This is a genomic window from Chryseobacterium sp. 27AL (assembly GCF_057815395.1).
Window position 1 is genome coordinate 46,725 of the sequence record NZ_JBYRIW010000019.1, and the last position, 12,073, is coordinate 58,797.

Below are 12,073 nucleotides of genomic sequence, written 5' to 3' on the forward strand. Positions count from 1 at the left end.
AATGTATCAGTCTAGCAATGTAACAATTATTGGTAAACTGGTACATTGATACATTGTTAAATTATTAAGATTATGAATTTCAATACAAAAGTTATACACGGTGGGCAACACCACGAATCGGCGACAGGTTCTGTGAATGTTCCTGTATTTTTAACATCAACATTTGCACAGAAAAGCCCGGGCGTACACTCAGGATATGAGTATTCCAGAGCGGCAAATCCTACAAGACAGGCGTTGGAAGATTCTCTGGCAAGCATTGAAAATGGAGCCAGAGGACTAGCCTTCGGATCGGGGCTGGCAGCAATCGATTGTGTTTTAAAATTATTAAATCCCGGAGATGAGGTAATCGCTGTAGATGATTTATATGGCGGAACTTACAGAATGTTTACCAGACTTTTCGAGAAATACCAGTTGAAATTTACTTTCGTGAATTTCGATGATGTTTCAAAAATCGCTGACGTTATTACCGATAAAACCAAACTGATCTGGGTCGAAACGCCGACTAATCCTTTAATGAAACTCGTAGACATTAAAGCGGTTGTGGAAGTTGCAAAAGGAAAAGATATTCTGGTTGCCGTAGACAATACGTTTGCGACACCTTATCTTCAGAGACCAATCGATCTTGGAGCAGATATCGTGATGCACTCTGCAACGAAATATTTAGGAGGTCACTCCGATGTGATCGCGGGTGCTTTAGTGGCAAAAGATGCTGAATTGGGAGAAAAGCTTCACTTTATCCAGTTTGCTAGCGGTGGAATTTTAGGCCCTCACGATTCTTATTTAGTATTAAGAGGAATTAAAACATTGGCATTAAGAGTTCAGCGGCATTCGGAAAACGGAATGGCCGTGGCAAAATATCTTGAATCTCATCCTGCAGTAGATAAAGTCATCTATCCGGGATTGGAATCCCACCCTCAGTTTGAGCTGGCAAAATCCCAGATGAAAGATTTCGGAGGAATGGTTTCTTTCACTTTCAAATCTGGTAAGAAAGAAGATGCAATTAAGTTTTTGGAAAAAGTAAAAGTATTTACTTTGGCTGAATCTTTGGGTGGTGTAGAATCTTTGGCAAATCATCCGGCTTTAATGACTCACGCTTCTATTCCTGCAGAAAAACGTGCAGAATTAGGAATTACAGACGATTTAGTCCGTTTAAGCGTAGGAATTGAAGATGCGAAAGACCTGATCGCCGATCTGGAAAGAGCATTCTCTTAATTTGAATTTCACAACTTTGTCAAAGTTAGATTTCAACGCTTTTAACTTTGACAAAGTTTTTACAACCTAATATCATGATAAGAAAAGCCACCATTCAGGATGTGAGACAATTGTCTGAATTGTTCGATCAATACAGGATATTTTACCATAAAGAATCTGATATTCCTGCAGCCGAAAAATTCCTAACAGAAAGAATTGAAAATAAAGATTCTGAAATTTTTGTTGCTGAAAATCAAGGCGAATTGGTAGGTTTTGTACAATTATATCCATTGTTTTCCTCTACAAGGATGAAACGCTATTGGTTGCTGAATGATTTATATGTTAATGAAAATCACCGTGGAAACGGTTATTCTAAACAATTGATTGAAGAAGCCAAGAAAATGGCAATAACAACTGATGCCTGCGGAATTCTTCTGGAAACCGGGAAATCGAATAATATCGGAAATCAATTATATCCATCCTGCGGATTTAAAATTTACGACGAAGTGAATTTCTATGAATGGACCAAATAATTAATGTAACAATTTAATAATGTAGCAGTTTACCGATAAATTACTACATTGCTAGATTGATACATTGTTAAACTTACATAAGTTATGACAGAATTTCAAAAATACGTACAGCGATATTTAGATTTGATTCCTTCTGAAAACTGGCTGGAAGAATTGAAAAGAACAGAAAAGAAAACAGTCGGAATTTATAGTAAACTTTCGGAAGAACAATCGCATTTCGCTTATGCCGAAGGAAAATGGACTCTTAAAGAATTGCTTTTACACCTGTCGGATACCGAAAGGGTTTTTCAATATAGAATTCTGGCTTTCGCAAGAGGCGATAAAAATGAACTTCCCGGTTTTGACGAAGAAAATTACGCCAAAAATTCTTATGCGAATGAAAGAAGCCTGAGTTCTTTACTGGACGAATATCAGACCGTGAGAAAATCTTCACAGTTATTGCTGGAAACATTGAATCCTTCTGTTTTAAACAATACCGGAATAGTCAATGGAAATGAAATTTCCGTAGAAACTATCGGGAAATTAATTGTCGGTCACAATGTACATCATCTGAATATTATTGAGGAAAGATATTTGCCGGTATTATGAAGTATTCCCTAAAAAATATTTTAGCTCTCATAAGTCTGCTAACTTTTATAGCCTCTCTCTTCTTTACTGCTTTTAAAGTTACAGAATCCAAGGAAATTAGAGATTTTAGTTCTTTTGAGCTTTTACTAATCGGTGGTATAAGTTTTCTAGGTGGTGGAATTTTGGAATTCTTTATTTGGTCAGCAAATATTTGGTTTTTTATCTCAATAGCCTGCTTCTTTTTTGAGAAATTTTTTGCTTCAATTGTTACCGGCATCATTGCTTTATTAATTTCTGTATCTTTTCTATTCTGGAATTCTGTATTAGTTTCAGAAAGTGGAAGAGAAGCTCCTATTTACAGCCTAGAAATCGGATATTTTTTATGGCTGGCTTCAATTTTATTTATAATGTGTTCTTCTGTTTATTTGAGAATTAAAAACAATTTTACAACCATCAATAGGGGCTTTAGCCCGCTTTCTATTTAATACAATTTAATTGGCTTTAGCCAAAATCTAAAATAAATTTATATTTTTGGACAAACAACACAAATGCCATTTATTAAAATTTATATTCATATTGTTTTTTCGACTAGAAATAGAATTCCTTATTTAAACTCTCCTGAATTAAGACTCAAAATTTGGAAGCATATAAAAAAAAATGCTTCAGAAAAAGGAATTTTTCTAGATATGATTAATGGTTATTCGGATCATTGTCATTGTCTGATTTCTCTTGGTTCGAATCAGAATATTGAAAAAGTTGTACAATTATTGAAAGGAGAGTCTTCTCATTGGATTAACAAAAATCAATTAACAAAAGAAAAGTTTTCGTGGCAGGATGAATATTTTGCAGTTTCTATATCAGAATCTATGATTGAATCTATCAGAAATTATATTAAGAATCAGGAAATTCATCACAGGAAAAAAAGTTTTACAGAAGAATATCTGGAATTCATTGAAAAATATAATTTTAAATTAGGCTTTGGCTAAAGCCGAATGAATGCTTAATTTTGAAGACGGGCTAAAGCCCGTCCCTACTGAATTATGGAAAACATCATACAAATATTAAAATCCGGCGGCACCATTTTATACCCAACCGATACGATCTGGGGAATTGGCTGTGATGCGACAAATATAGAAGCCGTCAATAAAATTTTTGAGATCAAAAAACGCGAAAAAAACAAATCCATGATCATCCTCGTAGAATCTGAAAAGAGGCTTCAGGATTTAGTTGACGTTCCGGAAATGGCTTGGGAAATCATTGATTTGAGCGAAAAGCCGGTAACAATCGTTTATGAAAATCCCAGAGGACTGCCGAAAGAACTTCTTGCTGAAGACGGAAGCATAGGAATCCGGCTGGTTAAAAATGAATTTTGTAAGAAATTAATCACAAAATTAAATAAGCCGTTGGTTTCAACTTCAGCCAATTTCAGTGGTGAAAAAAGTCCTTTGAAATTCTCTGATATTTCTCCTGAAATTATCAATTTGGTAGATTATGCGGTGGAAGAGGACAGAGAGAAAGTTTCAAAATATTCGGGTTCATCCGTCATCAAAATCTGGAGCGATAACAGAATAAAGGTTCTTAGGGAATAATGTAGAATCATTGCCGAACTAAGTTTTAATAATTCGGTACAGCTTTACAACAGCCCAAAATTCAAGAATGGCTATTATTCCGATCATAATGGTGTTGACCATAGTACCATCCGTAACTATATTAACAATAATATCACCGGCTTCTATGACCAATCTTGAAATTAAAGTAATAAAAAGCCATTGAGGTTTATTAAAGATGACAGAGATCAGTAAAGCAACGACACTGCCTAATACCCTTACTCCTGTGCTGCTAAATCCCAGCTGTGAGGAATAATCTGTAATACTTGCCCCCGGAAAAGATAATCCGGGATTGAAGGTGAAAACATAAAAGAAAAATATTCCCGCTACAATAAGAATCCACGAGAATATTTTTACCGATAAGGGAATGCTTTGATGTACATGTAATTTGTCTTTCATCATAAATGTTTTGGTAAAATTAAATAAAAATCCAATTTGCTGTAATATCTTTGATGAAAATATAAGTATCTTTCAGGATACCGGAAAAACAGGATGATGAAAAATAAACAAAAGCAACTGCAACTTAGAGACGTCAATGACGTTATTTATATTATCGGAGGAAGATGGAAAAGTGCCATTCTTGCCAGCTTATGTGATAAAGAAAAACGATTTAATGAATTACAGAGAGATCTTCAGCATATTACTGCAAGAACGCTGATCAGGGAACTCAAGTTTTTGGAGCAAAACTTACTGATTACTAAAAAAGAACGTGACAATACTTCTTATTATATGCTTTCAGAACATGGCAGATCTTTAGAGCCTCTCATAGAATCGATCGTGGAATGGGGACAAAAACATAGAAAATTAATTATAGAACAAAAGGATGATACGCTTATCTTTGCAGACTCTGAATTTTGAATATTTACAATGAATATCAATCTTAATCAAAATAAAAACCTTAAACTTTTTAAAATAATTTCTGAAGTCGCGGAAAGGAATGGCCAGTCGGTGTACATCGTGGGAGGTTATGTCCGTGATTTACTCATGAAAAGAAAGGCGTCTACAGATATTGATTTTGTGACTGAACAAAGTGGAATTGAACTTGCCCAAAACGTAGGAAGAGAAATTGATCCCAAAATGAAAGTTTCTGTTTTCAAAACGTACGGAACAGCGATGATCAGATATAAAGATCTCGAGCTTGAATTTGTAGGAGCCAGGAAAGAAAGCTACTCCGAAGACAGCCGTAAACCCGAAGTGGAAGGTGGTACGATAGAAGATGATCAGAAACGAAGGGATTTTACAGTTAATGCAATGGCAATTTCTTTAAATAAGACGAATTTTGGCGAACTCATAGATCCTTTTAACGGCATTGATGATCTGGAAAAAGGAATTCTCAGAACACCGCTTGAACCTGCACAAACCTATTCTGACGATCCATTGCGAATGATGAGAGCCATCCGTTTTGCTTCTACACTCCAATTCCGGATCGAAGAAAATTCGCTTAACGCCATAAAACAGGAAGCGGAAAGAATTAAAATCGTTTCCATGGAAAGAATCATGGTTGAATTTAACAAGATCATGCTTTCCAAAAAGCCTTCTATCGGTCTTAAACTGATGGAGGAAACCGGTCTGATGAAATTAATCATTCCTGAACTCATCGATCTGAAAGGGATAGAAGAAGTGGAAGGACAAACCCATAAAGATAATTTTTACCATACCCTTGAAGTGGTAGACAATATCGCGGAAAATACAGACAATTTATGGCTACGTTGGGCAGCACTGCTTCACGATATCGGAAAAGCACCGACAAAAAAATTCGTTGAAGGAACAGGATGGACTTTCCACGGACATGAGTTTTTAGGTTCAAAAATGGTGAAAACATTATTCCAAAGGCTGAAACTGCCCTTAGGAAACGATATGAAGTATGTCCAGAAAATGGTAAAGCTTTCCTCACGTCCGATTGCACTTATCACCGATGATGCGTCTGACTCTGCATTAAGAAGACTGTTATTTGATTCAGGAGAGGATCTGGAAGACCTTTTCACACTTTGTAAAGCCGATATCACTACAAAGAATTCAAAAAAACAGGAAAAATTCAAGAAAAATTTTGAATATGTTGCAGTAAAAATTAAAGAAGTAGAGGAAAAAGACCAGGTGAGAAATTTCCAGCCGCCCATTTCGGGAGAAGAAATCATGGCGATGTTTAATCTGAAACCCGGCCGTGAAATCGGAATCTTAAAAGAAAAGGTAAAAGAAGCCATCCTTGAAGGCGAGATTGAAAACGACGGCGAAAAGGCAAAGCAATTTGTGATCGAAGAAGCATTAAAATTAGGATTAACTTTAGCCTGAAAATGTAATATTAAAAATACCAAAGCAATAGATTCCGGTCTGTTGCTTTTATTGAATTAAAATAAAATCCGGGCGGTTTCGAAGAAACCGCCCGGAAAAAAACACAAATGATGAAAAAAAGTTGTATTAAGGTTTAATACAATTTACTGTTAGTTCCAGTACGCTCCGTTTGTAGCTTTACCTGCTGTAAAACTTTTCAGCAGAAGACCGTTTTTAGAATATACGCTGATCTTGCTGTCTTCGGTAAATCCATTAGCATCCGAAACAAAAATTCTATCGTTTACAACGCTGAATCCATATAAATTAGAATAAGGATCAACGCTGTTATCTACTGTAAATAATGGGGCAGAAGGTGCTGAAGTAGCCGTTAGGTCCATGGTGTATACTTTAAGTCCTGAGGTAAAATAAAATTTACCATTTTCAATTTCAAGATTATTAGCATCAGCAATACCTGTTAAAGTGTATGTCTTTGTAACTCCCGTAGCTGAAATCTGATAAATGTAAGAATCGCTGGTTCCTGCTGCAATAGCATATACCGTTTCGTTGTTTACAATCATTTTATTGATATTGCCGTTAGGGATCGTAATGGTAGATTGAACTTCATTATTAGAAGTCGTGATGTAAGTAATTTTATCACCAAATCCAAAAGAGGCATTTTGTACAAAAATATTGTTTCCCGCTTCTACAATTCTTTCAACCGTATCCGTAAAATTGATCTTTTTCACAAAAGACAAATCAGAACTTTTATAAATACTTACAAATTTGTCACCTCCGTATTTGTCATTGGTTACATAAATGTTGTTGTTCGCGAAGGCCATGAAACGTGGTGAATTCAGCTGAGTGGTAATTTCTCCTGCTTTTTTGAAATCAAACCTGTTGACAACCTGAATTTTATTTGAGTTATTCAGCAACAGATAAGCATTATCACCATTAAAGGCAATCATCTGCAAAACATCACCAAGATTAGATCCTCCGTTGTTGGCAGAGAAAATATTATCCTGCTTACTGGCGAGATTTGAACTTACAAAAGTGACATCAGCATTTGGTTTCCCAAAATTCCCCTCATTACTGAGTAAAAATCCGTTGCTGTAGTACATTTCTCCTGTTGTTATACCGTCTTCACTGCTACAAGAGACATTAAACAGCAAAGTAAAAGCTAAAATCAGAGTCAGAAGTTTAGTTATTTTCATAATATTTAAATGTTAAAAATTAATATGTACATAAACACTATAATTCCTTTTGGGTAAAGGATAATATGAAACGGTCTGATATACAGTATCAGTAATATTATTTACTTTAAACCCTAAGGTGTAATGTTTTAAAAGATTAGCCGAAATTCCCGTATTCAGCACAAAATAAGGATCAATGGCATCAGCCCTTTTTTCATCAGTAGTGGTATAGGTCAAACCGTTGAAAAGTCCCTGAACATAAACATTCAGGAAACGATAACGGTAATCCATATTTCCAAACGCTTTATGCAGCGGAACATACATCATCTGCATTCCTGTCTGTTTGTTGGTAGATTTCGAATACGTGTACCCTGCATTAACCCTGAAATGGTGATTTCCAAAATTCTTTTGATAAGTGATTTGAGAATCAAGTCCGTATATTTCTACACTATAAGTGTTGAAGGCCGCCCAATAGCCAGCCGATGTAGGAAGCCAGCCGATGTAATTTTTAATGTCCATATAATACGGACTCAATGTCAGCCTGAAATCCCCCAAAATAAATTCATGATCCATATCCAAATTGGTCGAAGTTTCAGGAACCAAATCAAGATTCCCTCCTTTTTGCCAGTAAAGATCATTAAATGAAGGAATTTTGAAATTTCTTGAAACACTTGATCCTATATGATACCATTTCAACGGCTCCCATTTTCCTGAAAAGGAATAGAGAACAGGCGAAGATATATTTTCTACAAAATCTTTTTTAAATCCGGCTTCAAAACGAAGTTTCTGGCTCACAAAATACCTGGCAAGTCCGGCAACGGAACCCATATTTCTGCTGATATCGCCAATGCCCGACTGGTAACCCAGTCCTTTGTTTACCTGGAATTCGCCAATTACATTTACATTAAGTTTCGGAGTGATAAAATAATTAAAATCATTCCTGAAAATATAATTTTTACCTTCCGCACCGCTTTCTTTCGGTTTATCGATATCCCCGAAATATTGGAAATTGTCTTCTGTGTAAGCCGCTTTCAGGCTGTTTGAAAAATCATTTCTGGAAATATCCCATGAAATAAGGCTTCTCAGTGTCTGGGCATTATACTTTGTTTTATTGCCATTTTCAGTGAAAATCGGGTAATGCTGAGAACCGTCGAAGATCTGATTTTGCCACGAAATCGTCTGGTGGGGCGCAATTTTGTAAGAAGTCCCGATGTTGATGGAAGTATTATAATATCTGCCGTTTCTGTTGATGTACTCCTTTTCCGGAACTTCATAATCATTTTGGCTGATAAAATAGTTTCCGGAAACCTTAAAACTGAATTTATCATTGCTAAAAGAACCCTTCAGGAAATTATTAAAAGTGTCAAAAGACCCTGCTTCCGAATAAAGAAGAGCATGGAATCCTTTATTAAATTCCAGATTATTATTAAGATGAATACTTCCCCCAATGGCCGAACTTCCATACTGTACGCTTCCGCCGCCTGCTTTTACCTCAAGTTCGTCGTACCCGAAAAGCGGGATATTATTCACATCTCCCTGTCCCAGAAATGTTGAGTTGATATTGATTCCGTTCCATACAAAAGCGGTATGTCCTGCGCTTGTTCCTCTGAAAGATGGTGATGATACGGCGCCACGCCCGTTTTCCTTAATGTAAACCTGTGACTGAAAACGCAAAAGCTCGGAAAGATTGGTAGAGTTTTTTTCAAAATCCTGCGGTTTAATGGTGTTGACTTTATGAAAAAGTTTAACTTTATTCATCTGGTTGTCAAAAATAAAAACCGTGTCAATGGCTTTCTCCTGTGCGGAAAGAAAGCAACCATAAGCCGAAAAAATCAGTAGTAAAGATTTTTTTATATCCATTCTATTTTACTTTTCCTCCGAAAGCAATGTATTAAGTTACCATTCTGGCAGGTCTCCTGACTTTCGCTTTCTACACCTTCCCGTTTGCACAGTGGTTCGTCGTAGAAATTTTTTTTTGCGATCTACAGTTGCGGGGACAGTCCGGGATTTTCGCCCGATTCCCTTTTCATTCCAAATAATTGGAAACCAAAATTTCTGCAAATATAAACTTATTACGCTGAAATCCAAAAACACAAATGACAAAGCTGCATTACAACTTTAAATCAATAGATTTTTAAATTTTCAGGAGCCGGGAACCTGCTTTCCACTGCAATTCCTCATTACGCGGCGGAGCCTTGGCCGTCCTGAGTCCGGCAAAAGGCTCCGCCGCTCCATTCCGGGATTTTCGTTGCAATCAGGGCTAAAATAGCAGGACAAGTGGCTTCGACAGGCTCAGCCACCATAGAAATCTCAGTCTTTTGTACATTAAGAATTTTCACGGCAAGAATTCCCCTCCCTTGGAAGGGTGGATTAATTTCAGAGAAAATTAAGACGGGGTGGTTTAAAACACTAATTCAAAAGTCAACTGTGAACTGTCAATTTGCTTCGCTTGTCAATTTTTCAATTTTTTTCAAATTCACCATTCACTTGCGAAGCAAAATTCACCATTCACTAAAAAGAATGACTACAAAAATGTAGAATCAAAATAAAAAGGAAGCAAATCTTTTATAGAATGCACTTTTACAACTTCTTCATTCATGCTCGAAAAATAAAGATCAATATTTTCATTCTGCTTGGTTTCGTATTCCATTAAACTTTGTCTGCACGCACCACACGGCGGAATAGGAGGGTTTTTCTCATTAAATTCCCTGGGGCCTCCAACTACGAAGATTTTCTTAATTTTCACTTCAGGAAAATTGGCTGCTACCCAGAATAAAGTCGTTCTTTCTGCGCAAAGTCCCGAAGGAAAAGCCGCATTCTCCTGGTTGTTACCGGAATATATTTCTCCGTTTTCAAGCAATACCGAGCAGCCTACCAGAAAATTAGAGTAGGGAGCATAAGCATTTTCACGGGCGTCTTTCGCTCTTTCGAATAATTGTTTTTCTATATCGTTCAGTTCGCTGCTATTCTTAAAATATTCGTAACTGATGTGAGTTTCTTTTTTCATATATTGTGGATTAAAAAAAGGGGGATAAAATTACTTCTTTTTCATGAGGTGGACAATAAGGGCCTCCTATTTGCAATTCTCAATTTTAAAAATAAATTTAAAATGTTGTATACTCCAATCAGATTCAGAAATGTTGAATTGAAAAACCGGTGGGTAATGTCGCCTATGTGTATGTATTCCAGCGAAAACGGGCTTGCTGATGATTTTCATTTTGTTCATTATGGCAGCCGGGCTCAGGGTGGTGCAGGCTTACTTATAGTGGAAGCTACAGGCGTAGAGCCTCGCGGAAGAATTACCAACCATTGTATGGGAATCTGGAATGATGAACAGGCAGAAAGCCTCAAGAAGATCGTAGAATTTGTTCATAAAAATTCAGAGAGTAAAATCGGAATCCAACTGTCGCACTCCGGCAGAAAGGGTTCTACGGAAAATACTATTCAGATCCCTGTGGAAGAAGGATGGGAAACCATTGCACCCAGCCCGATTCCATATCACCCGACTGAAAGAATTCCTCACGTTTTGACGGTTGAAGAAATTAAAGAACAGGTTCAGAATTTTAAAAATGCAGCAAAAAGAGCTGTAAATGCAGGGTTTGATGTTATCGAAATTCATGCGGCCCATGGTTATCTGATTCATCAGTTTTTATCTCCGCTTTCGAACATCAGAACTGACGAATACGGCGGAAGCTTTGAAAACAGAATCCGTTTTTTAATTGAAATTGTAGATGCCGTAAACGAAGAGCTGAATGAAAACGTTGCTTTATTTGTAAGAATATCAGGAACAGAATATGCAGAGCATGGCTGGGAAATCAACGATAGTGTCGAACTGGCAAAAGTTTTAAAAAATCACGCTGTTGATCTTGTTGACGTTTCAAGCGGCGGAAATATTCATGGGGTTAAAATTCCTCTTTTTGACGGATATCAGGTTCCTCTTTCCTCACAAGTACGAAACGAAGCAGCGGTAAAAACCGGAGCGGTAGGATTGATTAAAAGAATCAATCACGCAGAGGAAATCCTTGAAAAAGGTGATGCTGACTTGATTTTTATTGCCAGAGAAATTTTAAGAAATCCGTATATTGCGGTTCAGGGATCATTTGAAATGAATGAAGATTGCTTTTTTCCACATCAGTATCTGAGAGCGAAAATATCTTCTTAATTTTATATATTTGGATCAGCAAAACATAAAAACTATGAAAGCAGAAGATTTCATGCTGCCTTGTCCTATCAAGAAATTCTTTGGTGTCGAATGCTTCGGCTGCGGTACCCAGAGGGCTATTGTTATGGTTTTTGAAGGAAGATTTGCAGAGGCTTTTCATATGTTTCCTGCGGTATATACTTTACTGCTTTTTTTTGCTACGGTCGCCCTCAATTTTGTAGATAAAAAAAGGAATTATGGCAATTTGCTGATCATTTTGGCTGCTGTTAATGCTGTGATTATGGTCGTCTCCTATTTCTACAAACATCATTTTAGTCATTAAAAAACAACACATTAAAATATTATAAACTATGGAACAAAAATTGCCAAATGCACAGACAGTGCTGATCTTAGGAATTATTTCAGTAGTAGGTACCTGCTGCTGTTCAGGGATCAACACCAAAAGTTGGGGAGAAAACTAAAAAAGGATAATTTTGTATTATGTCTAATGAACAAGAATTACTAAAGTTTTTACTACCGGAATACTTGGTTGAATATTTTGAGATTTCCAAATTT

At 36.5% G+C, this 12,073-nt stretch carries 14 protein-coding genes and 1 riboswitch; of the genes, 10 read left to right on the forward strand and 4 right to left on the reverse strand.

The genetic code is table 11. The annotated features are described in order from the left end of the window. The first annotated feature begins 72 nt into the window (after nucleotides 1–72). The 6 genes from AC3WV0_RS17380 to AC3WV0_RS17405 all read left to right on the forward strand — a co-directional run bounded on the left by AC3WV0_RS17380 (nucleotide 73) and on the right by AC3WV0_RS17405 (nucleotide 3,880). Nucleotides 73–1,212, forward strand: a complete 1,140-nt coding sequence (locus tag AC3WV0_RS17380) for a cystathionine gamma-synthase (protein ID WP_488847357.1) — start codon at nucleotides 73–75, stop codon at nucleotides 1,210–1,212. Between the two features lie 74 nt (nucleotides 1,213–1,286). Further along, nucleotides 1,287–1,724 (forward strand): GNAT family N-acetyltransferase, encoded by a 438-nt coding sequence (locus tag AC3WV0_RS17385; RefSeq protein ID WP_488847358.1) that lies wholly within the window; start codon nucleotides 1,287–1,289, stop codon nucleotides 1,722–1,724. Nucleotides 1,725–1,808: 84 nt separating this feature from the next. Next, on the forward strand, nucleotides 1,809–2,312 hold the full coding sequence (locus tag AC3WV0_RS17390; RefSeq protein WP_488847359.1) for a DinB family protein: 504 nt from the start codon (nucleotides 1,809–1,811) through the stop codon (nucleotides 2,310–2,312). Further along, nucleotides 2,309–2,776: a hypothetical protein gene (locus AC3WV0_RS17395; protein WP_488847360.1), complete on the forward strand. Its 468-nt coding sequence runs from the start codon at nucleotides 2,309–2,311 to the stop codon at nucleotides 2,774–2,776. The genes AC3WV0_RS17390 and AC3WV0_RS17395 overlap by 4 nt, the downstream gene beginning before the upstream one ends. Nucleotides 2,777–2,839: 63 nt before the next feature. Next, nucleotides 2,840–3,277 carry an IS200/IS605 family transposase gene (gene tnpA / locus AC3WV0_RS17400; protein ID WP_488847361.1) on the forward strand — a complete coding sequence of 146 codons (438 nt, stop codon included), beginning with the start codon at nucleotides 2,840–2,842 and terminating at the stop codon, nucleotides 3,275–3,277. A gap of 54 nt (nucleotides 3,278–3,331) precedes the next feature. Beyond that, the gene (locus tag AC3WV0_RS17405) at nucleotides 3,332–3,880 is read left to right on the forward strand and encodes an L-threonylcarbamoyladenylate synthase (RefSeq protein ID WP_488847362.1); all 549 of its coding nucleotides are present in this window, start codon (nucleotides 3,332–3,334) and stop codon (nucleotides 3,878–3,880) included. An 18-nt stretch (nucleotides 3,881–3,898) separates the two neighbouring features. On the opposite strand, the gene AC3WV0_RS17410 is transcribed toward AC3WV0_RS17405, so the two are convergent. Beyond that, nucleotides 3,899–4,297, reverse strand: a complete 399-nt coding sequence (locus AC3WV0_RS17410) for a hypothetical protein (protein WP_488847363.1) — start codon at nucleotides 4,295–4,297, stop codon at nucleotides 3,899–3,901. Between the two features lie 93 nt (nucleotides 4,298–4,390). Between AC3WV0_RS17410 and AC3WV0_RS17415 the strand changes: the two genes are divergently transcribed. Next, entirely contained in the window at nucleotides 4,391–4,756 is a 366-nt protein-coding gene (locus AC3WV0_RS17415; RefSeq protein ID WP_488847364.1) for a winged helix-turn-helix transcriptional regulator, read from the forward strand. A gap of 9 nt (nucleotides 4,757–4,765) precedes the next feature. After that, nucleotides 4,766–6,187, forward strand: coding sequence for a CCA tRNA nucleotidyltransferase (locus AC3WV0_RS17420; RefSeq protein WP_488847365.1), 1,422 nt, complete (start codon nucleotides 4,766–4,768; stop codon nucleotides 6,185–6,187). Between the two features lie 149 nt (nucleotides 6,188–6,336). Here AC3WV0_RS17420 and AC3WV0_RS17425 read toward each other — a convergent pair whose 3' ends face one another. The 3 genes from AC3WV0_RS17425 to AC3WV0_RS17435 all read right to left on the reverse strand — a co-directional run bounded on the left by AC3WV0_RS17425 (nucleotide 6,337) and on the right by AC3WV0_RS17435 (nucleotide 10,363). Next, on the reverse strand, nucleotides 6,337–7,377 hold the full coding sequence (locus AC3WV0_RS17425) for a YncE family protein (protein ID WP_488847366.1): 1,041 nt from the start codon (nucleotides 7,375–7,377) through the stop codon (nucleotides 6,337–6,339). A gap of 12 nt (nucleotides 7,378–7,389) precedes the next feature. After that, nucleotides 7,390–9,216 carry a TonB-dependent receptor plug domain-containing protein gene (locus AC3WV0_RS17430; RefSeq protein ID WP_488847367.1) on the reverse strand — a complete coding sequence of 609 codons (1,827 nt, stop codon included), beginning with the start codon at nucleotides 9,214–9,216 and terminating at the stop codon, nucleotides 7,390–7,392. A gap of 29 nt (nucleotides 9,217–9,245) precedes the next feature. Further along, nucleotides 9,246–9,422: riboswitch (cobalamin riboswitch) on the reverse strand. Nucleotides 9,423–9,880: 458 nt separating this feature from the next. Beyond that, nucleotides 9,881–10,363, reverse strand: a complete 483-nt coding sequence (locus AC3WV0_RS17435) for a cytidine deaminase (protein WP_488847368.1) — start codon at nucleotides 10,361–10,363, stop codon at nucleotides 9,881–9,883. Nucleotides 10,364–10,465: 102 nt separating this feature from the next. Between AC3WV0_RS17435 and namA the strand changes: the two genes are divergently transcribed. After that, nucleotides 10,466–11,518, forward strand: coding sequence for an NADPH dehydrogenase NamA (gene namA, locus AC3WV0_RS17440; protein ID WP_488847369.1), 1,053 nt, complete (start codon nucleotides 10,466–10,468; stop codon nucleotides 11,516–11,518). A 34-nt stretch (nucleotides 11,519–11,552) separates the two neighbouring features. Then, on the forward strand, nucleotides 11,553–11,840 hold the full coding sequence (locus AC3WV0_RS17445; RefSeq protein ID WP_488847370.1) for a DUF2752 domain-containing protein: 288 nt from the start codon (nucleotides 11,553–11,555) through the stop codon (nucleotides 11,838–11,840). Nucleotides 11,841–12,073: the final 233 nt, after the last annotated feature.